The 26,425-nt window shown below is 71.5% G+C and carries 24 protein-coding genes; 15 read left to right on the forward strand and 9 right to left on the reverse strand.

Annotated elements, in window-relative coordinates; translation table 11 throughout:
- Positions 1-113: 113 nt before the first annotated feature.
- The 8 genes from cysC to M1L60_RS41920 all read left to right on the forward strand — a co-directional run bounded on the left by cysC (position 114) and on the right by M1L60_RS41920 (position 10,227).
- Positions 114-1,634 carry an adenylyl-sulfate kinase gene (gene cysC / locus M1L60_RS41885; protein ID WP_253243162.1) on the forward strand — a complete coding sequence of 507 codons (1,521 nt, stop codon included), beginning with the start codon at positions 114-116 and terminating at the stop codon, positions 1,632-1,634.
- Positions 1,635-1,732: 98 nt separating this feature from the next.
- Entirely contained in the window at positions 1,733-3,514 is a 1,782-nt protein-coding gene (locus tag M1L60_RS41890; RefSeq protein WP_253243163.1) for a GNVR domain-containing protein, read from the forward strand.
- A 62-nt stretch (positions 3,515-3,576) separates the two neighbouring features.
- The gene (locus M1L60_RS41895) at positions 3,577-4,884 is read left to right on the forward strand and encodes a hypothetical protein (protein ID WP_253243164.1); all 1,308 of its coding nucleotides are present in this window, start codon (positions 3,577-3,579) and stop codon (positions 4,882-4,884) included.
- Positions 4,881-6,110, forward strand: coding sequence for a hypothetical protein (locus M1L60_RS41900; RefSeq protein ID WP_253243165.1), 1,230 nt, complete (start codon positions 4,881-4,883; stop codon positions 6,108-6,110). The genes M1L60_RS41895 and M1L60_RS41900 overlap by 4 nt, the downstream gene beginning before the upstream one ends.
- A gap of 11 nt (positions 6,111-6,121) precedes the next feature.
- Positions 6,122-6,997 (forward strand): sulfotransferase family protein, encoded by an 876-nt coding sequence (locus M1L60_RS41905; protein WP_253243166.1) that lies wholly within the window; start codon positions 6,122-6,124, stop codon positions 6,995-6,997.
- Positions 6,985-8,502, forward strand: a complete 1,518-nt coding sequence (locus M1L60_RS41910; RefSeq protein ID WP_253243167.1) for an MATE family efflux transporter — start codon at positions 6,985-6,987, stop codon at positions 8,500-8,502. Before M1L60_RS41905 ends, M1L60_RS41910 begins: the two co-directional genes overlap by 13 nt.
- Entirely contained in the window at positions 8,499-9,233 is a 735-nt protein-coding gene (locus M1L60_RS41915; RefSeq protein ID WP_253243168.1) for a methyltransferase domain-containing protein, read from the forward strand. The genes M1L60_RS41910 and M1L60_RS41915 overlap by 4 nt, the downstream gene beginning before the upstream one ends.
- Complete coding sequence (locus M1L60_RS41920; protein WP_253243169.1) at positions 9,220-10,227, forward strand: glycoside hydrolase family 26 protein; 1,008 nt, start codon at positions 9,220-9,222, stop codon at positions 10,225-10,227. The genes M1L60_RS41915 and M1L60_RS41920 overlap by 14 nt, the downstream gene beginning before the upstream one ends.
- Here M1L60_RS41920 and M1L60_RS41925 read toward each other — a convergent pair.
- The gene (locus M1L60_RS41925; RefSeq protein ID WP_253243170.1) at positions 10,217-10,582 is read right to left on the reverse strand and encodes a VOC family protein; all 366 of its coding nucleotides are present in this window, start codon (positions 10,580-10,582) and stop codon (positions 10,217-10,219) included. The genes M1L60_RS41920 and M1L60_RS41925 overlap by 11 nt on opposite strands.
- A gap of 33 nt (positions 10,583-10,615) precedes the next feature.
- Entirely contained in the window at positions 10,616-11,416 is an 801-nt protein-coding gene (locus M1L60_RS41930; protein WP_253243171.1) for a WecB/TagA/CpsF family glycosyltransferase, read from the reverse strand.
- 60 nt (positions 11,417-11,476) lie between these two features.
- Here M1L60_RS41930 and M1L60_RS41935 point away from each other — a divergent pair, with 60 nt between their 5' ends.
- The 4 genes from M1L60_RS41935 (at position 11,477) to galT (ending at position 15,309) form a co-directional block, all read left to right on the forward strand.
- Positions 11,477-12,409 carry a sulfotransferase gene (locus tag M1L60_RS41935; protein WP_438862213.1) on the forward strand — a complete coding sequence of 311 codons (933 nt, stop codon included), beginning with the start codon at positions 11,477-11,479 and terminating at the stop codon, positions 12,407-12,409.
- The gene (locus M1L60_RS41940) at positions 12,406-13,320 is read left to right on the forward strand and encodes a glycosyltransferase family 2 protein (RefSeq protein WP_253243172.1); all 915 of its coding nucleotides are present in this window, start codon (positions 12,406-12,408) and stop codon (positions 13,318-13,320) included. Before M1L60_RS41935 ends, M1L60_RS41940 begins: the two co-directional genes overlap by 4 nt.
- A gap of 127 nt (positions 13,321-13,447) precedes the next feature.
- Positions 13,448-14,224, forward strand: coding sequence for a DeoR/GlpR family DNA-binding transcription regulator (locus tag M1L60_RS41945; protein ID WP_253243173.1), 777 nt, complete (start codon positions 13,448-13,450; stop codon positions 14,222-14,224).
- Positions 14,221-15,309, forward strand: a complete 1,089-nt coding sequence (gene galT / locus M1L60_RS41950; protein WP_253243174.1) for a galactose-1-phosphate uridylyltransferase — start codon at positions 14,221-14,223, stop codon at positions 15,307-15,309. Before M1L60_RS41945 ends, galT begins: the two co-directional genes overlap by 4 nt.
- A gap of 211 nt (positions 15,310-15,520) precedes the next feature.
- On the opposite strand, the gene M1L60_RS41955 is transcribed toward galT, so the two are convergent.
- The gene (locus M1L60_RS41955; RefSeq protein WP_253243175.1) at positions 15,521-16,738 is read right to left on the reverse strand and encodes an NADP-dependent isocitrate dehydrogenase; all 1,218 of its coding nucleotides are present in this window, start codon (positions 16,736-16,738) and stop codon (positions 15,521-15,523) included.
- A gap of 216 nt (positions 16,739-16,954) precedes the next feature.
- Between M1L60_RS41955 and M1L60_RS41960 the strand changes: the two genes are divergently transcribed.
- Together M1L60_RS41960 and M1L60_RS41965 are read left to right on the forward strand one after the other, a co-directional pair.
- Entirely contained in the window at positions 16,955-18,706 is a 1,752-nt protein-coding gene (locus M1L60_RS41960) for a SpoIIE family protein phosphatase (protein ID WP_253243176.1), read from the forward strand.
- A gap of 22 nt (positions 18,707-18,728) precedes the next feature.
- Positions 18,729-19,529 (forward strand): MBL fold metallo-hydrolase, encoded by an 801-nt coding sequence (locus M1L60_RS41965; protein WP_253243177.1) that lies wholly within the window; start codon positions 18,729-18,731, stop codon positions 19,527-19,529.
- Positions 19,530-19,642: 113 nt separating this feature from the next.
- On the opposite strand, the gene mdh is transcribed toward M1L60_RS41965, so the two are convergent.
- The 4 genes from mdh to purN form a co-directional block, all read right to left on the reverse strand.
- A complete protein-coding gene (mdh, locus tag M1L60_RS41970; protein ID WP_253243178.1) occupies positions 19,643-20,593 on the reverse strand; it encodes a malate dehydrogenase in 951 nt (316 codons plus the stop codon).
- 89 nt (positions 20,594-20,682) lie between these two features.
- The gene (locus M1L60_RS41975) at positions 20,683-21,276 is read right to left on the reverse strand and encodes a pentapeptide repeat-containing protein (RefSeq protein WP_253243179.1); all 594 of its coding nucleotides are present in this window, start codon (positions 21,274-21,276) and stop codon (positions 20,683-20,685) included.
- Positions 21,276-22,844, reverse strand: coding sequence for a bifunctional phosphoribosylaminoimidazolecarboxamide formyltransferase/IMP cyclohydrolase (gene purH, locus M1L60_RS41980; protein WP_253243180.1), 1,569 nt, complete (start codon positions 22,842-22,844; stop codon positions 21,276-21,278). The genes M1L60_RS41975 and purH overlap by 1 nt, the downstream gene beginning before the upstream one ends.
- Positions 22,841-23,458 carry a phosphoribosylglycinamide formyltransferase gene (gene purN / locus M1L60_RS41985; RefSeq protein WP_253243181.1) on the reverse strand — a complete coding sequence of 206 codons (618 nt, stop codon included), beginning with the start codon at positions 23,456-23,458 and terminating at the stop codon, positions 22,841-22,843. Before purN ends, purH begins: the two co-directional genes overlap by 4 nt.
- 125 nt (positions 23,459-23,583) lie before the next feature.
- Here purN and M1L60_RS41990 point away from each other — a divergent pair, with 125 nt between their 5' ends.
- Entirely contained in the window at positions 23,584-23,931 is a 348-nt protein-coding gene (locus M1L60_RS41990; protein ID WP_253243182.1) for a DUF4190 domain-containing protein, read from the forward strand.
- 47 nt (positions 23,932-23,978) lie between these two features.
- On the opposite strand, the gene M1L60_RS41995 is transcribed toward M1L60_RS41990, so the two are convergent.
- Both M1L60_RS41995 and sucD read right to left on the reverse strand, forming a co-directional pair.
- Entirely contained in the window at positions 23,979-25,433 is a 1,455-nt protein-coding gene (locus tag M1L60_RS41995; protein WP_253243183.1) for a cell division protein PerM, read from the reverse strand.
- Between the two features lie 110 nt (positions 25,434-25,543).
- Positions 25,544-26,425, reverse strand: a complete 882-nt coding sequence (gene sucD / locus M1L60_RS42000) for a succinate--CoA ligase subunit alpha (protein ID WP_253243184.1) — start codon at positions 26,423-26,425, stop codon at positions 25,544-25,546.

The raw sequence follows: 26,425 nt of genomic DNA on the forward strand, positions 1-26,425 counted from the left end.
ACAAAGGTCCGTTTTGTCTAATACCTGATGGGAATTGGCGAGGGAGACCCGTCTCGACCACGATCAGCGGGGCTGAGAAACTGTCCCCTAATCGGCCGCAGGGGGATACGGAAGTGAATGGTTCGGTGCTGCCCGAGGACGTGCTGCGCGACGCTCCGTCGTACACCCCGCACCCGCATGAGCTGGCGGATCTGGAACTCCTGCTCTCCGGCGCCTACGCGCCGCTGACCGGATTCCTGGGCCGCGACGATCTGCATGCGCTGCGGCGACGGGGACGACTCGCCGACGGCACTCCGTGGCCGGTCGCGGTCACCTTGGAGATTCCCGACGACATCGCCACGCGGCTGGTCCTGGCGGACCCGCTGCACCGCACGATCATCCTGACCGACCCCGAGGGCGCGCCGGTGGCCGCGCTCGAGGTCACCGACGCCTGGCCCACGGCCGAGCGCCGCTACGGCGTGGGCGGCACGGTGCGCCGGATGGGCGACGGCGGGCACGGCCCGTTCCAGCGCCTTCGCCGTACGCCCGAAGAGGTCCGGGCCCTGCTGCCCCCGGGCCGGGTGCTCGGGGTGATCGCCGACCGCCCGCTGCACCGCCCGCAGCTGGCCCAGATCGCGCACGCGGCCCGCACCCTGGGCGCCCACCTGCTGATCATGATTCCGGTCAGCGGTCCCGGCCCCGACGGCCTGCCGCCCGAGGCGCTGGTGCGGGCGGTCTTCGCGGCCCGCGACCGGATGCCCCCGGCCACGATCGTCGCCGTCCCGCTGCTGACCCGGGGCGACGAGATGCGCGACGCCCTGCTGCGGGCCCGGGTCGCCGGCTCCTACGGCGTCACCCACGTGCTGTCCACGGGCGACATGCTGTCGGGCGGGAACGTCCGCGTGCTCGTGCCGCGCGATCTCGCGTACGACAACCGTGACGGTCAGTGGCGCGGGCGCGACGACATCCCGCACCGCAACCGCCGCCTGGCCATGACCCCGGCCGAGATCGACGACCTGCTCGACCGCGGCTTCCCGCTGCCCGAGTGGCACACTCCCCCGGCCGTGGCCAAAGAGCTGGTCCGGGCCCGACCGCCGCGCCGCCACCGCGGCCTGGTCGTCTTCTTCACCGGCTTCTCGGGCTCGGGCAAGTCGACGATCGCCCGCGGGCTGGCCGACTCCCTGCGCGAGTCCGGCGAGCGCACGATCACGCTGCTCGACGGCGACGTGGTGCGGCGCGAGCTCTCGGCCGGGCTCGGCTTCAGCAAGGCCGACCGGGACGCCAACGTCCGCCGGATCGGCTGGGTCGCGGCCGAGGTCGGCCGGCACCGGGGCATGGCCGTGGCCTGCCCGATCGCCCCCTACGAGAGCGCCCGGGCGGCCGTCCGGGCCATGGCCGTCGAGGCCGGGGCCGGCTTCGTGCTGGTGCACGTCAACACGCCGCTCGAGGTGTGCGAGCAGCGCGACCGCAAGGGCCTCTACGCCCGCGCCCGGGCCGGTCAGCTGCGCGGCATGACCGGCATCGACGACCCGTACGAGGAGCCGGCCGACGCCGAACTGGCCATCGACACCACGACCATCACGGTGCCCGAGGCCATCGAAATCGTCGTCGCCTATCTGATCGAGCACGGATGGGTGGAGCCGAAAATGCAGTAAGCCATCACGTCGGCGGGAGTGAGCCGTTTACCCCCTCGGGGGCGAAACGCCCGATAAGAAGCACGTTCTCACTCCACCCCCGAAAGGGCCGCCAACCGATGGAAGCGTCTCGCCCGGCCGATGTCACGCACTATCTCGGCGTGTTCCGCCGCCACTGGTGGATCGCGCTGCTCGCGACGGGCGCCGGGCTGGGGGCGGGCGCCGGCCTGACCTCGGCCATGCCGAAGGTCTACCAGTCCTCCACGGCCGTGCTCGTGTCGGCCGTCGACCAGGACACCAACGCCCAGGGTGGTCGCACCAAGGGCATGGTCAACCTGGACACCGAGGCCCAGCTGGTCGGCTCGGGCACGGTCGCGGCCAAGGCGGCAGCTCTGCTGCGCAGCTCGCGCTCGCCGGTCGAGCTGGCCCGCGACGTATCGGTCGAGGTGCCGGCCAACACCACGGTCCTCATGGTCACGTTCAAGGCCGGGGTGCCCGCGGAGGCCCAGGCCGGTTCGCACGCGTTCGCCGAGGCGTACCTGCGCAACCGCGAGGAGACCGCCCAGAACGGCCTGAACCAGCAGATCAGGACGCTGTCGGCCAAGATCCGCCAGCTGACCACGACGCTCGGCGGGATCAACGCCCGGCTGGCCCGCGCGACCCGGGGCAGCTCGGACGAGAGCAACCTGATGAGCCTGCGGCAGAACTCGCAGAACCAGCTCAACGGCATGACCGGCAAGCTCAACGAGCTGACCACGACCACGATCGGCGCGGGCAGCATCATCGACGACGCCCGCCTGCCCGACCAGCCGGTCAGCCCGAACCCGATGATCAACCTGGCCACCGGCGGCATGCTCGGCCTGCTGCTCGGTCTCGGCCTGGCCTTCGTGCGGGAACGGTACGACCGCCGCCTGCGCTCGGCCGCCGACGTGCGCGACCGCGGCCGCATGCACGTGCTGGCCGCCCTCGACGAGCGCACCACCCCGCACTTCGACGACGTGCTGCAGCCCTACGGCGCCGGCGGCCGGATCTTCAACCGGCTCCGCAACGAGGTGCTGGCCACCCTGCCCCAGGGCGATCAGGTCATCGTGGTCACCGGAGCCAGCCGGGGCTCGGCCAGCACGCTGGTCGCGGCCAACCTGGCCGCGGCCCTGGCCCGTACCGGAAGCGACGTCGTGCTCATCGGCGCTCACCTGCCGGACAGCGTCGTGGACGCCGCGCCGCTGGCCCGCATGCTCGGCGTGTCGGCCGTGCCGGGCCTGTCCGACCTGCTGGCGGGCCGGGTCGGCCTGGCCCGGGCGTTGCAGCGGACCCCGCGCATCCCGTCGCTGCGGGTCATCACCACCGGCGGCGCCGCCACCGCGGCCGGGCTGATGCAGTCGCAGCGGCTGCGGGACACGCTCGACGCGCTGCGCCGGCAGGGCGGCTACGTCGTGATCGAGGCGCCGTCCACGGCCAGCAGCGCCGACGCGCAGAGCCTGGCCAGCCTGGCCGACGCGGCCATCCTCGCCGTCGAGCTGCGCCGGGCCCGCCGCCCCGCCCTGCTCGACGCGGCCGAGCAGCTGCGCCGGGTCGGCACCCCGCTGCTGGGCGCGGTCGTGCTGCCGCGGCTGTCGAACCTGCGCGTGGCCGAACCGATGGGCCCGGCCGTGACGCTGAGCCCGCCGGCGCCGGCCCGGACCCCGTCGCCCGGGCCGCGGCCGGACGAGACCGCTGTGCTCGACCGCGACCTGATGCAGCCCCAGCGCTTCCCGACCAACACCATCTCGACCGGTGACAAGTCGGCCCAGCAGGTGCGCCAGCGGGTCGCCGACAGCGCCGAGGAGATCACCGCGGTGATCGACATGTCGGCCGTGGACAGCTCCGAGGTGACCCGGACGCAGGACGGCGACACGAAGTGACGGCCGTGCCTCAGGCCCCAGCCCCCGTGGCTGGCGGCCCGGCACACGGCGCCCATCGGAACGTGAGCCTGCCGGCCTGGCCGGTGGCGAGCATCCTGGCCTTCTATCCGATCTGGTGGGCGCTCGGCCTGGGCGTGCTGATCTTCGCGCTGATGGCCGTGCCGATGCTGTTCCTGCTGATCCGCCGGCGCGCCGCCGGTCGCCCTCTGCGCCTCCCACCCGGTTTCGCGTGGTGGGTGATCTTCCTGGTGGCCGTCGTGGTCAGCATCGGCGCGCTCGGGGCCGACCCGGCCGGCACGGTGGCCGGGCACGCCACGGGCCGCCTGCTGCCGGCCGGTTACAAGGCCCTGATGTACGCCGCCCTGACCGTGCTGCTGGTCTATGCCGGCAACCTGACCGAGGCCGAGCTGCCCAAGCGCCGCCTGGTCAAGTTGCTCGGCTGGCTGTTCGTGGTGACCGTCCTCGGCGGCCTGCTGGGCATGGTGGCCGGTAACTTCGAGTTCACCTCGCCGGTCGAGTGGCTGCTGCCCGGCAGCATCCGGAACAAGGGCTTCGTCCAGTCGCTGGTCCACCCGTACGCCGCCCAGATCATGGACATCGTCGGCGACAGCCAGCCCCGCCCGGCCGCGCCCTGGGGTTACACGAACACCTGGGGCAACAACTTCTGCCTGCTCGCGGGCTGGCTCGTCGTGGCCGCCTGGCAATACGGCGGGGGCAAGGCCAGGTTCTGGGCCGTCGTCTGCCTCGTCGTCTCGATCGCGCCCGCGGTGTTCTCGCTCAACCGCGGCCTGTGGATCGGCGTCGGCGTGCTCGTCGTCTACGTCGCCGTCCGCTACGTGCTGGCCGGCAAGCTGTGGATCCTGGGCGCGGTCGTGCTGGCCGGGGCCATGCTGGCCGTGTCGCTGGTGGCCACGCCGCTCGGCACGGTGGTCGGCGCCCGGCTCGACAACGGCAAGTCCAACGGTGTGCGCTCGTTCCTGATCGAGCGCGCCCTGGACGGCTTCCAGGGCTCACCGGTGATCGGCTACGGCGGCACCCGCAACACGCTGGGCGGCCGCAACTCGATCACGGTGGGTGAGAGCGCGGGCTGCGAGCGCTGCGGCAACTTCACCGTCGGGGGCAACGGCCAGTTGTGGCAGCTGCTCTTCGCCCACGGCACGGTGGGCACGGCCGGATATCTGGGCTTCTTCGCGTACGGCCTGTGGCGGTTCCGCCGTGACCGGAGCGCCATCGGGGTGGCCGCGTCGGGAGCGATCGTCACCTCGTTCTCGGCCATGCTCTGGTACAACTCGCTGGTCACCCCCCTGGCCTTCATGGTTCTGGCGTTTGCGCTGCTCTGGCGCAACTCAACCGAGGGGGAAACGACATGAGTCCGGTGCGGACAGCGCCCGCCGAACTGACCGCGAAGGACGCCGAACTGCGCACGCGGTACCTGACCGAGGTGCTCGAGCTGCTCTATCCCGCGCCGTGCCGCACCGACGGTTCGGCCGGCACCCCCATCGCCGAATACCTGGTGGTGCCGGACGCGCGCCGGCCCCGCCTGCTGGTGCCGTCGGGCTCACGCCGGGTGGCCGCGGCCGCCGTCCGCCGGTATGCCGAACCCCAGTCCCTGTCGGCCAAGCTCAAGCGCGAGGCCGTGGTGGCCGCCGTCCGCACCGGCGCCGCCGGCGTGCTGCTGCGCGACCGGGTCCGCGTCACCGGCCCGTTCTCGCAGAGCATCGACGGGTACCTGAGCGAGGCGCTGGGCCGCGAGCTGTCGATCAGCGTCCACATCGGACCGGCCCGGGCCAACCGCAAGCCGGTGCTGCAGCTGATCGGGCCGGACGGGGACACGTTCGGCTTCGGCAAGCTCGGCACCGGGCCGCTGACCCGCCAGCTCGTGCGGGCCGAGACGGCGGCGCTGGTCTCGCTGGCCGGCAGCGGGCTGACCAAGCTGACCGTGCCCCGGGTGCTGTACTCCGGCCAGTGGCGCGGGCTCGAGGTGCTGGTGCAGTCGGCCCTGCCGGTCTGGCTGCCCCGGGCGCCCCTGAACCGGCGCCGGCTGGTGGCCGCGATGCTCGACGTCGCCGGCTGCTGCGGCTACCGCACGGGCTCGCTGGCCGGCAGCACGTACTGGCAAGAGTTGCAGAGCCGGCTGTCCGCGGTCACCGACCGGGCCGAGGGGGCCGGGCTCGCCGCCGCGGCCGAGCTGCTGGTCCGCCGGGCCGGCGACATCGTCTTCCGGTACGGCTCGTGGCACGGCGACTGGGCCCCCTGGAACATGGCCAACCTGACCGACGCGCTGCTGGTCTGGGACTGGGAGCGCTTCTCGAGCGGGGTGCCGCTGGGCTTCGACGCCGTGCACCACGAGCTGCAGCGGCGCATCCAGGAGACGGCCGACGCCAAGGAGGCGGTCGAGGCGACCGTGCGGGGCGCGGCCGAGCTGCTGGCCCCGTTCGGCGTACCGGTGGCCGGCCGCGAGGTGACCGCCCTGCTCTACCTGGTCGATCTGGCCACCCGATACCTGACCGACCGCCAGGCCGAGGCGGGCGCCCGCCTGGGCGTGCTCGGCACCTGGCTGCTGCCGGTGCTGATCCGGCGGGTCGAGGAGCTCTGAGGAGACCAACCATGGACGTACGCAAGCTGCCGGCGCCGATGAAACGCGTCGTGCACCTGGGTTCCCGCTCCTACGGCCGGCTGACCGCGCCGGGCCGGATGACGCCGGCCTTCCTGATCTGCGGCGGTCAGCGCTGCGGCACCACGTCGCTCTACCGCGCGATGGCCGGGCATCCGGTCGTGCTCAAGGCCGTGCTGCACAAGGGCGTGCACTATTTCGACACGAACTACCAGCGCGGGATGGCCTGGTACAAGGGCCACTTCCCGCTGGTGCGCAGCGCCGAGAAGGTCGGCGAGCGGTACGGGGTGACCCCCCAGACGTTCGAGTCGGCGCCCTACTACATGTACCACCCGCAGGCCGCGGCCCGGATCGCCCGCGACCTGCCCGAGGCCAAGCTGGTCGTGCTCGTGCGCGACCCGGTCGAGCGGGCCTACTCGCAGCACCACCACGAGGTCGCCCGCGGCTTCGAGACCGAGCGCGACTTCGGGGCCGCGCTGGCCCTCGAACCGGCCCGCCTGCACAAGCAGGAGGACAAGCTGGCCGAGAACCCGGAGTACTACAGCTTCAGCCACCAGCACCACGCCTACCGGGCCCGTGGCGAGTACGCGCGCTACCTGAGCGTGATGGCCCAGCACGTCGGCCGCGAGCGCATCCACGTGGTCGAGAGTGAGCGGTTCTTCAGCGACCCCGAGCCGGTCTACGACGAGATCTGCGAGTTCCTCGGCCTGCCCAGCTATCTGGAACGGCCCGCGTTCGAGCGGCACAACGCCCGCCCCCGGCAGAGCGACATGGATCCCGGCCTGCGCCGCGACCTGACCGATTACTACCTGCCGCACGACGAGGCGCTCGCGCCCTGGCTGAGCCGCATGCCGGTATGGCGCTCCTAGAAAAGCCCGTCGCCGGCACCCGCGGCGCGGCCCGGGGCGGGCTGGCCAACATGGCCGGGTCGGTCCTGGCCGGCGGGGCCGGGGTGGTGGTCACCTGGGTCGTGGCCCGCTCGCTGGGGGCCGAGCAGGCGGGCGCGTTCTTCGCCGCCACCGCGGCCTTCGTGCTGGCCGGCGGGCTGGCCAAGCTGGGCACCCAGACCGGGCTGGTCTACTGGCCGGCCCGGCTGCGCGCCACCGGCCGCGAACACCTGCTCGGCGCCTGCCTGCGGACCGGGCTGGGCCCGGTCGCCGTGCTGTCGGTGGTGCTGGCCGTCGTGATGTGGTTCGCGGCGCCGGCCATCGCCCACGTCACCGCCCGCGAGGCGGCCCACGTGGTCGACGCCCACACCGCGGGGTTGCGGGTGCTGGCCGTCTTCCTGCCGTTGCAGGCGATGACCGACGCGCTGCTGACCGCTACTCGCGGCTACCGGGCAATGCGGCCGACAGTGATGTTCGACCGGATCCTGCGCAGTGCTCTGCAAGTGCTGCTGGTGGTCGGGGCACTGTGGACGACCGCCTCGCTGCCCGAGTTCGCGTTCGCCTGGGCGGTGCCCTACCTGCCGGTGACGGTGCTGTCGGCGTACGCGCTGCGCAAGGTCTATCGCGAGACCAAGCCACGCGGCGTGCGGACGCATCGGGCCGAACGCCACGAGATGCGACGCGAGTTCTGGCGGTTCACCGGTCCGCGCGCCCTGGCCAGTGTCGCCCAGCTCGCCCTGCAGCGGATCGACGTGCTGCTGGTGGCCGCGCTCGGCGGTCTCGTGCCGGCTGCCGTCTATGCCGTGGCGGGCCGGTTCGTCATCCTGATCCAGTTCGCCAACCAGGGCATCTCGCAGTCGGTGCAGCCGCGGCTGGCCGAGGCCCTGGCGGTCGGCGAGCGGGCCGCGGCCAACCACCTCTACCGGACCGCGACCGGCTGGCTCGTGCTCGTGACCTGGCCGGTCAACCTGCTGGTGATCTTCTTCGCGCCGGTCTGGCTGCGGCTGTTCGGCGAGCGGTACGCGGCCGAGGGCGTGCCCGTCGTGGCCGTGCTGGCCGCCGCGATGCTGGTCGCCACCGGCTGCGGCATGGTCGACATGGTGCTGGCGATGGCCGGGCGCACCAGCTGGAACCTGGTCAACGTGCTGGTCGCGCTGACCGTAACCGTGGTTCTCGACCTGCTGCTCATCCCCGCCTACGGGGCGCTCGGCGCGGCGATCGGGCTGGCCTGCTCGATGGTCGTCAACAACTTGCTGCCGCTGATCCAGGTCGGGCGGTCGGCCGGGCTGCACCCGTTCGGGCCCGGCACCCGGGCCGCCGCGCTGCTGTCGGTCGTCTGTTTCGGCGTACTCCCCTGGGCTGTCATGCCCGTCACCGGCCGCACTTTCGCCATGTTCGCCGCCGTGCCCGCCTTTCTGGCCGGCGCCTGGCTGTTGCGCGTTCCGCTCGCACTGGGCGCGTTCAAACCGAAGAGGAGGACGAGTTGACCACCGACTACACCAAGGTGTTCCAGGACAGCGACGCCGTGGAGAAGTACGAGACCATCACGTACGCCCCGGACAGCTACGCCTCGCAGATCAACGAACGGCAGCAGGACTACCTGCGGACGCTGGTCCGGCGCGAGTTCGGGCCGCTGGCCCCGGTGCAGCACGACTTCGCCTGCGGCACCGGGCGGGCCATCCGCACCCTGCACGGCCTGGTGCGCGAGGCCCACGGCTACGACACGTCGGCCGAGATGATGGCCAAGGCGGCCGAGGTCGGATCCCGGGCCAACTGGCACCAGGTGGCCGCGGACGGGCCGGTGCCGCACCCGGAGCCGGCCGGCTTCCCGGCCATCGTGACGATGTTCCGCCTGCTGCTCAACGTGGACGAGACCGTACGGGACCGGGCGCTGGCCTTCGCCGCCCGCGCGCTGCCCACGGCCGACTCCGGCATCCTGGTCGTCGAGAACCACGGCAACGCCGGATCCGTACGCCACCTGCGGGCCCGCAAGCACAAGGGCGAGCGCTGGTTCGCGGAGCTCTCCCACGAGGAGGTGGCCACCCTGCTCGACCGGCACGGCTTCGTGATCGTCGAGCGCCGCGGCTTCTCGATGATCACCCCGTCGCTGCACGGCAACCCGGTCGCCCGCGCGGCCGACGCGGCCATGCGGCGGATGCCGGGCAGCGACGCCTACGCCGTCAACGTTCTCTACACCGCGCGTCGTGTCCACGCGTAAGCGCCTCGCGGCCGCGCTGGTCGCCTCCGTGCTGCTGCTGGCCGGCTGCTCGTTCGGCAAGGACGACGAGAAGCCGGCGCCACCGCCCGCGCCCGACCTGACCCGGGCGCCCGGGGCGGTGGCCGTCAAGAAGGGCCCGTTCAAGGCGGGCCCGGTCAAGGCGCCCAAACGCGGGGCGCTGTTCGGGGCCTGGATCAAACCGGACGAGCTGACCCACGTCGGCCGGCTGGCCGCGGTCGACAGCCTGCAGGCCGACCTCGGCCGATCACTGACCATCGTCAACACGTACCGCCGGTTCGAGCAGATGGTGGGCACCCCGTCGGACAAGGAGTTCCTGGCCCGGGGAGCCACCCTGATGGTCAGCTGGGCCACCGGCGACAACCGATCCATCCTGGACGGTAACCACGACGACCTCATTCGTAAGCAGGCCCGGGCCATCCGCAAGACCAAAGTTCCGGTGATGCTGCGGATGCGCTGGGAGATGGATCGGCCCAACCTGCGCGCGACGATGTGGTCGGGGCCCGACTACATCGCGGCCTGGAAGTACGTACGGGAAATCTTCCGCCAGGAACGGGCGAACAACGTCTCGTGGGTGTGGTGCCCGACCGCCGAGGGGTTCATCCGCGGCGACGCGCCCGGCTTCTATCCCGGCGACGACCAGGTCGACTGGACGTGCGTGGACGTCTACGCCGGCGAACGCTTCGAGCCCATCGGCACCCTGATGGGCCCGTTCCTGACCTGGGCCGCGCAACGCCCCAAACCGATCGTCATCGGCGAGTTCGGGGTGGCCCGGGCCTGGGGTTCGGCCGGCCGGGCGGCCTGGCTCAGGGACGCTCGACGCACGTTCAAGGTGAACCCGCAGATCAAGGCGATCACCTATTTCGAGTCGAACCCCGAGGGCAACGGCCCGAAGAAGCAGTTCCAGCTGACCGGCGACCCGCCGGCCTTCAAGGAGTTCGAGTCGATGGTGAAGGACCCGTACTTCAATCCGTGACCGGCTCCAGGAACTCGAGCCGATTGCCGTGGTCGTCCCGCGAATAGAACCGCCGGTGGCCCGGGAAGTGGGGATCCCACTGCACCGGGCGACCGGCGGTTTCCAACATCTCGGCCAGAAGGTCAAGACCCTTCACCAGTACGCCGGGATGGGCGCGACTTTGTGGCACGAAGCCCTCGACCGGGCTGACGTGCACCTCCCAGCCCCCACCCCGGAACCAGCACCCGCCCCGCCGGGCCAGCTCGGCCGGCTTGGGCAACTCGGCCATCCCCAGCACCCCGCCGTAGAAGGCACGGGCCGCCTCTTCCCCGCCCGGCGGGCACAGCACCTGAACGTGATGCAGTCGCTCGAACATGAGCCTTATTAAACCGTACGTACGGTTTGCTAGCTAGCCCCGCACTCGGGCGCGCTGGGCGGGGGCCTGGGCCAGCAGGCGCAGGGCGTACGGGGCGTCGTGGCGCAGGTAGCGGCCGGCCAGGCGGCGTGGTTCGGTGCCGAGGCGGTGGGCCCACTCGAGGCCGGTGCGTTGCATCCAGCGCGGCGCCCGTTCGATGTCACCGGCCACGAAGTTGACCGCGGCGCCGCAGCCCAGGAACCAGGACTGGGGCAGGCCGGCCCGCAGGCGGGTGATCATGCGTTCCTGCTTCGGATAGCCCAGCCCCACGAACACCAGATCGGGGCCGGCGTCGATCACCTTCGCGCAGAGGTCGTCGTGGACGAGCGGGTCCTCGTCGAACCCGAACGGCGGGCAGGCGGTGCCGGCCAGTCGCAGGCCGGGGCAGGTCTCCAGCAGCCTGGCGGCGGCCCGGGCGGCGCCGTCCGGAGTGGAGTCGTCGGTGGCCGGGGTGCCGCCCAGCACGAAGATCGAGCGGCCGTCCAGGCCCAGGCCGGCCGACAGCGAGTGGATCAGGCTGCTGCCCGCCACCCGTTCCGGCAGGGGTGATCCGCTCAGCCTGCTGGCCCAGACCAGCGGCATGCCGTCGGCCACGATCAGGTCGGCGTCGGCCAGGTGGCGGCGGCACTCGTCGTCGCGCTGGGCCCGGCGCAGGATGTCGATGTTCGGGGTGAGGATGCGCCCGCCCCGGCCGTGGGCGAGCGCGTCCCGGACCACGGCCACCACCTCGGCTTCAGTGATCCGGTCGATGCCGGTTCCGTCGAGCTGAACTCGGTCGAATGCCTCGACTGGCACGGCGACGCCTCCTTGGTTGTTGACTCGTTATAGGAGCGAAACGAGCGAAGGTGGGCCAAAGTGGCACGAGTGCTATTTCTGGGTGGATTAGGACGAAGCGGCACAACGCTCGTCGAACGCCTGCTAGGCGAACTGCCCGGGGTGTGCGCACTCGGCGAGATCGTCCATCTGTGGCAGCGCGACATCCGCGACGACGAGCGCTGCGGCTGCGGCTCCCGCTTCTCGGCCTGCACGTTCTGGCACCGGGTGGGGCAGTACGCGTTCGGCGGCTGGCAGAACGTCGACGTCGACCGGGTGCACGCGCTGCGCGACGCCGTCGAGCGGACCCGGCACATCCCCCGCCTGGCCACCGCGGTCGAGGCGCCCGACGAGGTGCACGAATACGCGCATTTCTACGCACGGGTCTACGCGGCCGCGGCCGAGATCGCCGGGGCCCGGGTGGTGGTCGACTCGTCCAAGCACTCGGCGCTGGCCCACGTGCTGCGCTGGGCCCCCGACATCGACCTGCGCGTGGTGCACGTGGTGCGGGACGCGCGCGGGGTGGCGTACTCGTGGACCAAAACGGTGGCCCGGCCCGAGACCGACGGCGCCGAGGAGATGACCCGTTACTCCCCCGGGCGCTCGGCACTGTTGTGGAACGCTCACAACGCCGCTTTCGGACTGCTCGCCAAGCGCGGCGTGGCCGTGCACCGGCTGCGCTACGAGGAGTTCCTGGCCCACCCGCGCGCGGCCCTGTTGTCGGTCGGCGACTTCGCCGGGCTGCGGCTGATGCCCGAAGACCTGAACTTCCTGGGCGACGGCTACGCCGACCTCAAGGTCGGGCACAGCGCGGCCGGCAACCCCATGCGCTTCACCGTCGGCCGGCTGCCGTTGCGCCGCGACGACGCCTGGAAGCGTTCCCTGCCCCGCAACCAGCGGCGCCTTGTCGGCACGGTCTGCGCTCCCATGCTGCGGGCCTACGGATACCCGCTCTCAGTAGAGGAGTCACGATGAACTGGCCGTCCGTCGGCGTCGTCATCCCCACCCGCAACCGGCCCGAACTGGTCCGCAAGGCGATCGCCGCGGTCCGCGACCAGCGTTACCCGGGCGAGGTCAGGGTGCTGGTGGTCTATGACCAGACCGAGCCCGACTACCTGCTCGCCTCGACCGAGGGCGTGCCGGTGCTGGTGCTCACGAACTGGCGCACCTCGGGTCTGGCCGGCGCCCGCAACACCGGCATCCTGGCCCTGGACACCGAGTTCGTGGCGTTCTGCGACGACGACGACCAGTGGCAGCCGGACAAGCTCCGCCGCCAGGTGGCCGCGCTCATGGCCGAGCCGGATGCCGAGTTCGCGACGTGTGCGATCGAGGTCGAGTACGAGGGCAAGTGCACCCCCCGGCTGGCCGGGCGCCCGCGCGTGACCGTCGACGAGCTGGCCGCGTCGCGAATGTCCATGTTGCACTCGTCGTCGTTCCTGATCCGCCGTGCGGCGCTCGACAACGACGCCATCGGCCTGGTCGCCGAGGACGCCCCGGGCAGCCAGAACGAGGACTGGGACCTGCTGCTGCGGGCCGCCCGCCGGACGCCGATCGTGCACCTGGACGAGCCGCTCGTGCGGGTGCTGTGGGGCCGCACCTCGCACTACGCGTACGAGTACGCCACCAAGATCAGCTCACTGCGCTGGATGATGCAACGGCACCCCGAGATCAGCGGCTGCAAGCCGGGCGCGGCCCGCGTCTACGGCCAGTTGGCGTGCTGGTCGGCCGCCACCGGCAACCGCAGTCAGGCGTGGCAGTTCAGCAAGGAGGCCGTACGCGCGAATTGGAAGGAACCCCGTACGGCGATCGCCTTGGCCGCGATGACCGGAGCGGTAAAAGTTGAGAACGTTCTCTCGGCCCTTCATAAGCGGGGGCGAGGTATCTAACTCCCATCCGACCACCCCGCCCGCCGCCCAAAAAAGGACTAAAGTCTCCGCCCTTTCCGTCACGCCCACTCACAAGGTAGTGTTCGGGCGTGTTCGAATTAGTGCGGTTCCCGGCGGCGGTCCGCTGATGCTCGCGCAGCAGCGGCAGGCCGCGATTCTCGACCGTGTCCGGGCCGCCGGCGGCGTCCGGGTCAGCGAGCTCGCCTCGGAATACGGCGTCTCCGACATGACCATCCGCCGCGACCTCGAGTCCCTGGCCGACCGGGGCTTGCTGGCGAAGGTACACGGCGGGGCCACCACCGTGAGCCCGGGCTCGGCCCACGAGCCCGGCTTCGCGGCCAAGAGTGTGCGCCAACGCGGCGAGAAGGCGGCCATGGCCATGCGCGCGGCCGCGCTCGTCTCCCCCGGCGACGCCATCGCGCTCTCGGCCGGCACGACCACCGCCGGGCTGGCCCAGCGCCTGGTCGACGTGCCCTCGCTGACCGTGGTGACCAACTCGATCCCGGTCGCCGACATCTTCTACCGGGCCGGCCGCCCCGACCAGACCGTGGTGCTGACCGGCGGCACCCGCACGCCCTCCGACGCCCTCGTCGGCCCGGTCGCCGTGGCCGCGATCGGCACGCTGCACCTCGACATGCTCTTCCTCGGTGTGCACGGCATGAGCGAGCGCGCCGGCTACACGACCCCCAACCTGATGGAGGCCGACGTCAACCGGGCCCTCGTCGAGGCGGCCGAGCGCCTCGTCGTGCTGGCCGACCACACCAAGTGGGGCACGGTCGGCATCTCCTCGATCGTCCCGCTCGACCGTGCGGACGTCCTGATCACCGACGACGGGCTGGACGAGCCGGCCCGCGCCCTCCTGTCCGAGACGGTCCGAGACCTTGTTGTGGTGACTGCGCAATGACCTTCAAGAGCCGCGAGGCGATCCGCCTGTCCGACGGGCGCGAGCTGATCTATTTCAACGAGGAGGCGAACGACTGGTCGTCCTATCCGGACACCCGGCAGCTGCCCCCTCCGCCGCCCACCTCGCAGCTTCGCTACGACCCGCTGATCGACGAGTGGGTGGCCGTGGCCGCGCACCGCCAGACCCGGACGTTCATGCCGCCGGCCGACTCGTGCCCGCTCTGCCCGAGCAAGCCCGCGTTCGCCAGTGAGATCCCCGCGCCCGACTACGACGTGGTCACCTTCGAGAACCAGTTCCCCTCGTTCAGCGACCGGGTCCTGCCCGGCGAGATCACCGAGGTCACCGGTCTGGTCCCGGTGCGGCCGGGCGTCGGCCGGTGCGAGGTCGTCTGTTTCACCAGCGACCACACCAGCGCCTTCGTCGAGTTGCCACCCTCCCGCGTACGCACCGTCGTCGACGCGTTGGCCGACCGCACGGGCGAGATGTCGCGGATGCCCGGCGTCGAGCAGGTGTTCCCGTTCGAGAACCGTGGTGTCGAGATCGGCGTGACCCTGCAGCACCCGCACGGGCAGATCTACGCGTTCCCGACCGTGCCGCCCCGCACCAAGCTGATGCTGGCCGCGGCGGCCAAGCACAAGGCGCGCACGGGCGGGGATCTCTACACCGACGTGCTGGCGGCCGAGCGGGCCGACGGCGCCCGGGTGATCGGGTCCAACGAGCACTGGACGGCGTACGTGCCGGCCGCCGCGCGCTGGCCCTTCGAGGTGCACCTGGCCCCGCACCGCAAGCTGCCCGACCTGCCGGCACTGTCCGATCAGGAGCGGGACGCGTTCGGGCCGCTCTACCTCGACATCCTGCGCCGCTTCGACGGCCTGTTCGGCCGGCCGATGCCGTACATCTCGGCCTGGCACCAGGCGGTGGTGGGTGAAGGCCGCGAGCTGGGCCACCTGCACCTGCAGCTGTTCAGCATCCGGCGCGCGGCCGACAAGCTGAAGTACCTGGCCGGCTCCGAGTCCGCGATGGGCTTCTTCGTCAACGACATCGTTCCTGAGAAAGCCGCCCAGCTGCTACGCGACGCCGCCTGACGTTGGGGGCGGGGGGCCCCGAGAGAGCCCCCCGCGGGAAGGGACGGCAGGCGCTGAGAGAACCGGTCGGCGCCCGGGACAAGGCAGCCGGACCGGTGGGCGACCCCTCGACGCCGCATCCGTTCTGCCAAGAAGAACGACGCGCGAATCCGCTGGTTACGGAAACAGCAAAAGGCCGCCGATCCTCCGATCGGCGGCCTTTACCTGAGAATCAGGCGGCGAGCTTGCGGGCCAGGTTCTCGTCGAGCGCGTTCATGAACTCGTCGGTCGACAGCCACGGGGCGTCGCGCGAGATCAGCAGCGCGAGGTCCTTGGTCATCTGGCCGCCCTCGACGGTCTCGACACAGACCTTCTCGAGCGTCTCGGCGAACTCGGTCACCGCGGGGGTGCCGTCGAGCACGCCGCGGTGCTTGAGGCCACCGGTCCAGGCGAAGATCGACGCGATCGGGTTGGTCGACGTCTTCTCGCCCTTCTGCCACTGGCGGTAGTGCCGGGTGACCGTGCCGTGCGCGGCCTCGGCCTCGACGGTCTTGCCGTCGGGCGTCATCAGCACCGAGGTCATCAGGCCGAGCGAGCCGAAGCCCTGGGCCACGGTGTCGGACTGCACGTCACCGTCGTAGTTCTTGCAGGCCCAGACGTAGCCGCCCTCCCACTTCATGGCCGCGGCGACCATGTCGTCGATCAGGCGGTGCTCGTAGGTGAGGCCGGCCGACTTGAACTGGTCGGCGAACTCCGACTCGAAGACCTCGGCGAACAGGTCCTTGAACCGGCCGTCGTACGCCTTGAGGATCGTGTTCTTGGTCGACAGGTAGACCGGGTAGTTACGGGCCAGGCCGTACCGGAACGACGCCCGCGCGAAGTCGCGGATCGACTCGTCGTAGTTGTACATCGCCATCGCGACGCCGCCACCCGGGTAGTCGGCGACGTGGAACTCCATCGGCGCCGAGCCGTCCTCGGGGGTGAACGTGACGGTCAGCTTGCCCGCGCTCGGGACCACGAAGTCGGTCGCCTTGTACTGGTCGCCGTGGGCGTGGCGGCCGATGATGATCGGCTTGGTCCAGCCCGGCACCAGGCGCGGCACGTTCTGCATGATGATGGGCTCGCGGAAGACGACGCCACCGAGGATGTTGCGGATGGTGCCGTTGGGCGACCGCCACATCTTCTTGAGGCCGAACTCCTCGACGCGGGCCTCGTCCGGGGTGATCGTGGCGCACTTGACGCCGACGCCGTGCTGCTTGATGGCGTTGGCCGCGTCGATCGTCACCTGGTCGTCGGTCTCGTCGCGGTACTGGATCGACAGGTCGTAGTACTCGAGCGGGACGTCCAGGTAGGGCAGGATCAGCTGCTCCCGGATCTGCTTCCAGATGATCCGGGTCATCTCGTCGCCGTCGAGCTCCACGACCGGGTTTGTGACCTTGATTTTCGCCATGCGGCCGGCGCTCCTCTCCCGAAAACCATGCTTAGCAGTACGAGCGTACTGCAGGACTGTTCGTGTTCGCCGGGCGACCCCGGGCCGTGCCGCACTCAGTCTGGCCGTTCGCGGGTGGCGTGTGACCGGAACCGGCGGTCCCGCCGACCGCTCGGCCCCTGTTTAGGCTCGAGGCCCGGTGGCAAAATGTGAGACGGCGGGTGCGACGAAAGGACTGTGAGCGGCTCGATGGGTGATCTGCTCAACTCTGCCCTGATCAGCCTGACCCGGCTCAACGCACTGGGGCGTACGGGCCTGGACGCCATCGCCGACCCGGCTTTCGACCGGTTCGCCGCAATGGTCCGGCTCGTGATGCGGGTGCCGGTGGCCCTGGTGACGCTGGTCGGGCCCGACCGGCAGTATTTCCCGGGCGCCTGCGGTCTGGGCGAACCCTGGCTGGGCCGGCGGCAGACCCCGTTGTCGCACTCCTTCTGCCAGCACGTCGTGGCCACGGCCGAACCCCTGATCGTCACCGATGCCCGGCTCGACCCCCGGGTCCGCGACAACCTGGCCATCGAAGACCTCGGCGTGGTCGGTTACGCCGGGATCCCGCTGACCGACGCCAACGGCGAGGTGCTGGGCTCACTCTGCGCCATCGACACCGAGCCCCGGGCCTGGACCCAGGCCGAGCTGAGCCTGCTCGCCGACCTGGCCGCGAGCTGCTCGGACAGCCTGCGGCTGCGGATCGCCACGCATCGCAGCGACCTGGCCTTCGACCGCAGCCAACTGCTGCTGCGGGCCAGCACAGCGCTGGGCGCGACACTCACCCCGGACGAGGTCGTCGAGACGGTACGCGACCTGGTCAGCGGCACCCTGGACCCGGCCTACGTCGGCTTCTCGGTGCTCGACGACACCGGGCACCTCCTGCTCGCCTCGGGCCGGTTGCTCCCGGCGACGACGGCCGAGCGGTGGCGGCACTACGGCCGGCTCCGCACCACGCCGTCGGCCCTGGCCGCGACCACGGCCAAACCGGTCCTGCTGGCCGATCGCGCAGCGGTGGGGGCGGTGACGCCGGACGCTGCGGAGACCTTCGACGAGATGGGCTGGCAGTCCGCGGCCAGCGTGCCGCTGCTCGGGCCGGCCGGGCCGATCGGCGCACTCACCTTCACCTGGAAGGTGCCGCACACGGTCGACGACGGCGAGCAGGCCGTCCTGGTGGCGCTGGCCGGCTACGTAGCGCAGACCCTGGCCCGGCTGCGGCTGCTCGAAGACCGGCGCACCGCCGCCGCCACCATGCAGAAGGCCCTGCTCACGCCGCTGCCGCGGCACCATCACATCCGGATGGCCGCGCGCTACCAGCCCGCCCACCACGAGGACCACGTCGGCGGCGACTGGTACGACGCGGTCAGCCTGGACGGCGGCCGGCTCGCGCTCGTGATCGGCGACGTGGCCGGGCACAGCATCGACGCCGCGGCCAAGATGAGCGAATACCGCAGCATGCTGCGCACCCTGCTGATCGACCGGCACGAGCCGCCCTCGGCCCTGCTGCGCCGGCTCGAACACACGGGCCACGCGCTGGGCCTGGACGGCATCGCGACGGTGGTGCTGGCCTACCTCGACCCGGGCCCGACCGGCGAACACATCCTGACCTGGTCCAACGCCGGGCACCCACCGCCGTCGCTGCTCGTCGGCAATGAGGTTTCGATGCTCGAGGGCCGCGATCCGCTGCTGGGGGCCGGACGCCGCATCTCCCGACGCAACCACACGGTCCGCCTGCCCGCCGGGGCCACGCTCGTGCTGCACACAGACGGGCTGGTCGAGACCCGTACGGCCACCATCGACGACGGGTACCGCCGGCTGCACGCGGCCCTGGTCGCCCACGGCGGTGACGCGCCCGACAAGCTGGCCGACGCGCTGCTGGCCGACAGCATCACGGCCACGGCCCGCGAGGACGACGTCGCGCTGCTGGTGGTGTCCGTCCCGGACTGATCGAGCGGCCACAATGGGCCCCATGCCAGTGACACATCAGGTCGGGCCGCTCACCGTCGTCGCCGTCGAGGACGCGGCCGGGCCCTTCTTCGCGCCCCGGGCCGAGGCGTTCCCGACGGCCACGACCGAGCAGTGGGCTGCGGCCGACGCTTTCGATCCCGCCGCCCGGACGGCCGACGGTGAGTGGCTGCTGAGGTTCCGGAGCTATGCCGTACGGGTCGGAACCGGCCCGGTCGTCCTGGTGGACGCGGGCATCGGGCCGGCCGGGTCGCTCGCCGCGGACTGGGCGCCGGTGCCGGGGCGGCTGCCCGACGCGCTGGCCGAGGCCGGGATCGCGCCCGGCGACGTGGCCGCCATCGTGCTGACCCACCTGCACAACGACCACATGGGGTGGGCCGTGCCGCGGGACTCACCGTTCACGTCAGCGCGCGTGGTGGTGCAGCGGGCCGACGTCGACGCGTATGCGGCCCGGCGGGATCAGGCCGGGCAGTACGACCTGCTGATCGAGCCGCTGCGCGCGGCCGGGCGGCTCGAGGTGCTCGACGGTGATCGGGTGCTGGCGCCGGGCGTGCGCGTGGTGCCGACTCCGGGCCACACCCCGGGTCACCAGTCGGTCTGGGTCGAGTCGGGCGACGACAGCCTGCTCGTGACCGGTGATCTGCTCGTGCACGCGATCCAGCTGCTGCACCCTGAACTGCCCTACGACAGCGATATGGATCCCGCGGCCGCCCAGCTGAGCCGGCGATCGCTCTTGCAAGAGGCGAGGTCCAGAGGGGCGATCACCGCGGTGTCACACCTGGGGATGCCGTTCGTGCGGCGCTGAACGAACAGGTCTGTCTGCCCTGTCTGCGAGCACGGCCTGCGCCGATCGGCGGTCATGGCGCGTACAAAAAGAAAGGCCGGGACAAACGCCCCGGCCTTTCCCCTCACAAGGACTCAGAGGTTGGCGACGTCCGCCTGCTTGGCCCGGACCGCCTCGGCGGCCTCCTTGAGGCCGGCCAGCTCGGTGTCGGTCAGCTTGTCCTCGACGACCTTCTTGATGCCCTCGGCGCCGATCTGGGCCTCGACACCCAGGTAGACGCCGTTGATGCCGTACTCGCCGTCGACCCAGGCGCAGACCGGCAGCACAGCGCCGGAGTCCTCGACCACGGCCTTGGCCATGCGGGCGGCCGCGGCCGACGGCGCGTAGTAGGCCGAACCGGTCTTGAGCAGCGCGACCACCTCGGCGCCGCCGTTACGGGTACGGACGACGAGCTCCTCGATCTTCTCGGCCGGCAGCAGGTCGGACAGCGGCTTGCCGTCGACGGTGCAGCGCGAGGGAACCGGGACCATGGTGTCGCCGTGCGAGCCCAGCGTGAGCGCCTTGACGCTCTTGACCGGCACCGCGAGGGTCTCGGCGATCGAGTTGGTGAAGCGCGCGGTGTCCAGCACCCCGGCCTGGCCGAACACCCGGTTCTTAGGGAACTGGGTGGCCAGCTGGGCCAGCGCGGTCATCTCGTCGACCGGGTTCGAGACCACGATGACGACGGCGTTGGGCGCGTACTTGGCGATGTTCTCGGCCACCTGGCGCACGATCTTGGCGTTGACCTCGAGCAGGTCCATGCGGCTCATGCCCGGCTTGCGGGGCAGACCCGCGGTCACCACGACCACGTCGGAGCCCTCGATGGCCTCGTAGCCCTCACCGTTGGTGCCGGTGGTGACGCCGACGATCTTGGTCTCGAAGCCCTCGATCGGCCGGGACTGGTTCATGTCGAGCGCGAGACCAGCCGGCTTGCCGTCGATGATGTCGGTCAGCACGACGGTGTCGAAGATGTCGTACTCGGCCAGGCGCTGCGCGGTCGTCGAGCCGTAGAAACCGGCACCTACGACGGTTACCTTCTTGCCCATAGCTCTATCCACTCCCAGTCTCCGGGACGTTTTTCCGGACGCTATCAGTCGGTTACAGAGGTATTACCGGCCGGTCGCCTCAACGCGAGTTAAGCCACTGTCGCACCGTGAGCGGTGGCGAACCGGACCGCTTGATCCATGTCGATGGTGGCCCCGGTGAGGTCGACCCCGCGCAGTTCCACCCCGTCGAGGTCGGCGCCGCGCAGGTCGGCCCCCTTGAGGGTCGCGTCGGTGAGCCGGGCGTTGGACAGATCGGCGTCGCGCAGGTCGGCTCGGCTGAGATCGGCCCCGAGCAGGTCGGCCTCGCGCAGCCGCAGGCCGGAGAGCCGGGCCCCGGTCAGGTTCTGCCCGCGCAGCGACACGAAACCCCAGTCGCCGCCCTCGACCGTGATCGGCCGCAACCCGCAGTCGATGAACTGGGTGCCAGTCAGCTTGCAGTCGCTCAACGTGGCGTCGAAGAACGAGCACCGCTGCAGGGTCGACTGCATGACGGCCACCCGTTCCAGCGTGGCCGCGTTGAACCGGACGTTGCCGAACGTGCAGTTGGTGAAGACGCAGCCGGTCAGCCGCGCCTCCGACCAGTCGACGTCGTGGAACGCGCAGTCCTCGTAGCGCACGCCGGTGACCTCTTCCAGCGCCCAGTCCCGGCCGCGGAAGGTCTCGTCCTGGACGAGGTCGGTCATCAGCCGTGGTAGAAGTGCCGGGTGCCGGTGAGGTAGACGGTCAGGCCGGCCTTCGCGGCCGCCTCGATCACCTTGTCGTCGCGGATCGAGCCGCCCGGCTGCACGACCGCCTTGACGCCGGCCGCGATCAGCACCTCGAGCCCGTCGGGGAACGGGAAGAACGCGTCGGACGCGGCCACGCTGCCCTTGGCCCGGTCGGCGCCGGCCCGGTTGACGGCCAGGTGGGCCGAGTCGACCCGGTTGACCTGGCCCATGCCGACGCCGACGGTGGCGCCGCCCGAGGCCAGCAGGATCGCGTTGCTCTTGACGCTGCGGATTGCCCGCCAGGCGAAGGCCAGGTCGGCCAGCTCGTCGGCGGTGGCGGCCTCGCCCGTGGCCAGCGTCCAGGTGGCCGGGTCGTCGCCGGGGGCGTCGATGCGGTCGGCCAGCTGGATGAGGGCGCCGCCGCCGATCTGCTTCACCTCGGCCGCGGCCGGGTTCCAGGCCGGGGCGACCAGCACGCGCAGCTTCTTCTTGGCCCGGAAGATCTCGAGCGCGCCCGCCTCGTACGACGGGGCGACGATGACCTCGGTGAAGATGCCGTCGAGCTGCTTGGCCATCGCCTGCGTGACCTCGCGGTTGACCGCGATGACACCGCCGAAGGCCGAGACCGGGTCGCACTCGTTGGCCTTGCGGTGAGCCTCGGCCACGTCGGCCCCGATGGCGATGCCGCACGGGTTGGCGTGCTTGATGATCGCGACGCAGGGCTGGTCGAAGTCGTTGGCGCTGCGCCAGGCGGCGTCGGCGTCGACGTAGTTGTTGAACGACAGCTCGCCGCCGTGCACCAGCTCGGCCTGGGCCAGCCCGGCCGGGGCGCCCGGGTCGGCGTAGAGCGCGGCCTGCTGGTGCGGGTTCTCGCCGTAGCGCAAGTTGTTCTTCTTCGTCAGCGCGATGCCGGCGAACGCGGGCCAGCCCGCCTCCTCGACCAGCGTCGTCGCCGACCAGTTGGCCACCGCGACGTCGTACTCGGCGATGTCGGCGAAGGCGCGGGCCGCGAGCGCCTTGCGCTGGGTCAGCGTGAAGCCACCGTTCTTGACGGCGTCCAGGATCAGCCCGTACGCCTCGACGGTCGTGACCACGGCGACCGAGGGGTGGTTCTTGGCCGCCGAGCGGACCATGGCCGGGCCGCCGATGTCGATCTGCTCGACGCACTCGTCGACGCTCGCGCCCGACGCCACCGTCTGCGTGAACGGGTAGAGGTTGCTGACCAGCAGGTCGAACGGCTGGACCTCGAGCTCGGCCAGCTGGGCGGCGTGACTCTCGAGCCGCAGGTCGGCCAGCAGCCCGGCGTGCACGCGCGGGTGCAGCGTCTTGACCCGGCCGTCGAGGGACTCGGGGAAGCCGGTGAGCTCTTCGACCCGGGTGACCGGCACGCCCGCGGCCTCGACCGTGGCGGCGGTCGAACCGGTGGAGACGATCTCGACACCGGCCGCGGCCAGGGCCTGGGCCAGCTCGACGAGGCCGGTCTTGTCGTAGACGCTCAGCAGGGCCCGCTTGATCGGGCGACGGCCCTCGTCGGACGTGCTCATGGAATGCGTACCTTCCTGTTCTTGATGGTCCAGCCCGCGCGCACCAGACGGCCGACCTGGTCGACCAGCTGGGCCCGCTCGGCCACCTTGATCCGCTCGGTCAGCGTGTCCTCCGTGTCGTCGTCGAGCACGGGCACAGCGACCTGGGCGATGATCGGTCCGGTGTCGACGCCGGCGTCGACGAAGAAGAGGGTCGCCCCGGCGATCTTGACGCCGTAGGCGAGCGCGTCGCGCGGGCCGTGCATGCCGGGGAAGGCCGGCAGCAGCGCGTTGTGCGTGTTGATGTAGCGGTCGCCGAACGCGGCCAGGAACTGCGGCCCGACGAGCTTGAGGAAGCCGGCCGAGACGACCAGATCGGGCTTGAACTCGGCGACGTGGGCGGCGAGGGCGGCGTCCCAGTCGTCCCGGGTCTCGTACGCCTTGACCGAGTCGACAAAGGTCGGCACACCGGCCGCGGCGGCCCGGTCGAGGCCGGCGATGCCGTCACGGTCGGCGCCGACGGCCACGACCTGCGCGCCGTAGGCGGGGTCGGCGGACGCGTCGAGCAGGGCCTGCAGGTTGCTGCCCGAACCGGAGACGAGGACGACCAGGCGGGCGGGCGCGGGGTCGGTCACCCGACAACCCTATCGCCGCAGGGTGGGACGACCGACAACGGGGCGGCTCGGCAGGCACGCAAAACCGCTGATCATCGGATACGCTGCCGGTCCTCATCATTTAGCCCTCAACTGGAGGACAGCCCGTGACTACCCCACCCCCTTACTACGGCCCCCCGGGTGGCGAGCCGGGTGGCATGCCGGCCGCCCCGCAGAACACCCAGGGCCTCGTCGGCATGATCCTCGGCATCGTCTCGATCCCGCTGGTCTGCTGCTTCTACCTCGGCATCCCGCTGGGCATCGCGGCCGCGGTCGTCAGCTACCTCGGCCTGCAGAAGGCCAACGCCGGGCGGGCCACCAACCGCAGCCAGGCGATGGCCGGTCTGATCACCGGTGCTGTCGGCGCCGTGCTGGGTATCGCGCTGCTGATCTGGGCGGTCACCGCCGGCCAGAACATCAACTGGGAAGACATCACCAACAACTCGGGTAACTGAGTCGTCTTCGGTCTTCCGCGAGGGGGCACCCCGCTGGGGTGTCCCCTTCAGGCTTTCGGCGTACGGAATTGCCGCGCGGCGGCCGCGCCCAGGGCGGCCGAGACGCCGAGAACGGCCATGGCCAGCAGGGCGACCGCCCACGGGTCGGGGCCGATGGTGGCCATCCGACCGTCGCCGAGCGGGCCGCCGGAGAACGCCGCGGCCAGGCCGAGCACGAGGCCGGCCACCGGGCCCGCGATCAGGCCGCCGCCGAGCACGAGCGACCAGGGAATCTCCCACGGCTTGGCTTCCTTGTCCTTGCCCTCGCCTTTTTCGCCGGCCGCCCGTTTTTCGGCGGCTTCCCGGTTGAGGCGCACGGTCAGCAACCAGCCGGCGGCGCCACCGGCCAGCACGGGCAGGGCCAGCAGCAGGGTGCCGGCCGCGCCCATCGGGCCGTTGGGCAGCCCGGCCAGCAGCGGGACGGTGGGCAGCGGACCGACCGTGACCTCGGTCAGCCGTACGATCGAGCCGGTGCCGAGGGCGAAGCCGGGGCCCAGCAGATAGGCCGCCGCCCACACCGAGCCGTTCACCCCGTAGGCCAGGCTGACCAGCGTGATGCCGGCCTGACCGGCCACCCCGGTGCGGTAAGCGGAGATCATGTCGGCCGCCTGGCCGCCGCCCAGGGCGATCGAGAGGCCGGTGACCGCGGCCCCGGCGGCCAGCACGAACAGGGCCGCCATGACCCCGGTGCGCATACCGTGGCGCAGCGGAGCCGGCAGCCGGCCGGCCCAGACCCGGAGTGCGTCGGTGCCGCGCAGCGACCCGGCCAGCGCCCCGGCCAGCCCGATGACGAAGAAGTGGAGCGCGGCCCGGCCCGCGGTGACCTCGGTGCCCTTGCCGTCGACGACCAGGGCCAGGATCGAGCCCAGCAGCGAATAGGTCAGGGCGATGGCGAAGGCCACCGACAGCGCGCGCACGGTGGAGCCGGTGCGGCGGGCGCCGACGGCCCGGGTGACGTGCAGGCCAGCCCGGTTGAGCCGCCACACGATGAGCATGCTGAGCAGCAGCGGGGCCAGCCCGAGGGCCCCGATCGAGGTGCCGATGGGCACGCCGTGGCCGAGCATCCAGCCCGCCAGCCCGGCGTGGGCGGCGCCGCCCAGACCACCGCTGCCCTCGAGCGTGCGGGCGAGACCGACGACGGCCGCCACCGGGACGTACGACAGCAGGGCGGCCCACAACGTGGCGAACGCGGCCGCCACCGGTAGCGGGGCCCGGCTCTGCGGGCGCGGCGGCGGGCGGCGCTGGGTCGGCAGCCGAACGGTCTCGCGGTTGGCCTGCACCTTGTCGTCGACCAGGACGGTGCGTTGCTCCCGGCCGGTCGCCACGGCCTCGGTGGGCCGGCCGACCTCCATCGCCTCGGTGTCGTGGGCGACCCGAACCGCCTCGGTGTCGTGGGCGACCTGAACCGCCTCGGCGACCGTCAGGTCGTCCGAGTCGTCGGGACGCTCGGGTGTGCTCGGCATTGCCGACTACTTTTCCACGCCGGAGCCGGGTCGGCGATGCAAAAACAACGGCGCGCCGCCGTTCGGGTCGCGGGGACCCGAGCGGCGGCGCGCCGAATGCTGCTGCGTGGTCAGCTCATGACCTCGCGCATGAGGCGGGCGGTCTCGCTCGGCGTCTTGCCGACCTTGACCCCCGCGGCCTCGAGCGCTTCCTTCTTGGCGTCCGCGGTGCCCGCGGAGCCCGAGATGATCGCGCCGGCGTGACCCATGGTCTTGCCGGGCGGGGCGGTGAAGCCGGCGATGTAGCCGACCACCGGCTTGGTGACGTTGGCCTTGATGAACTCGGCCGCCCGCTCCTCGGCGTCGCCGCCGATCTCACCGATCATCACGATGGCGTCGGTGTCCGGGTCGTCCTGGAACGCCTTCAGCGCGTCGATGTGCGTGGTGCCGATGACCGGGTCGCCGCCGATGCCGACCGCGGTCGAGAAACCGAAGTCGCGCAGCTCGTACATCAGCTGGTAGGTCAGCGTGCCGCTCTTGCTGACCAGGCCGATGCGGCCGCCCGGGGTGATGTCGGCCGGGATGATGCCGGCGTTGCTGGCCCCCGGCGACGCGATGCCCGGGCAGTTCGGGCCGATGATCCGGGTCTTCTGACCGCGGTCCACGTTGTAGGCCCAGAAGTGCGCCGAGTCCTGCACCGGAACGCCTTCGGTGATGACCACGGCCAGCGGGATCTCGGCGTCGATGGCCTCGATCACGGCCGCCTTGGTGAACGCCGGCGGCACGAAGATGACCGACACGTCGGCGCCGGTCTCCTTCATGGCCTCGCCGACGCTCGCGAAGACCGGGAGCTCCTTGCCGTCGAAGTCGACGGTCGTGCCGGCCTTGCGCGGGTTCACACCGCCGACCACGTTGGTACCCGCGGCCAGCATGCGCCGGGTGTGCTTGGAGCCTTCGGAGCCGGTCATGCCCTGGACGATGACCTTGGAGTCCTTGGTGAGCCAGATAGCCAT

This window comes from Paractinoplanes aksuensis (genome assembly GCF_024137025.1).
Taxonomy (GTDB): domain Bacteria; phylum Actinomycetota; class Actinomycetes; order Mycobacteriales; family Micromonosporaceae; genus Actinoplanes; species Actinoplanes aksuensis.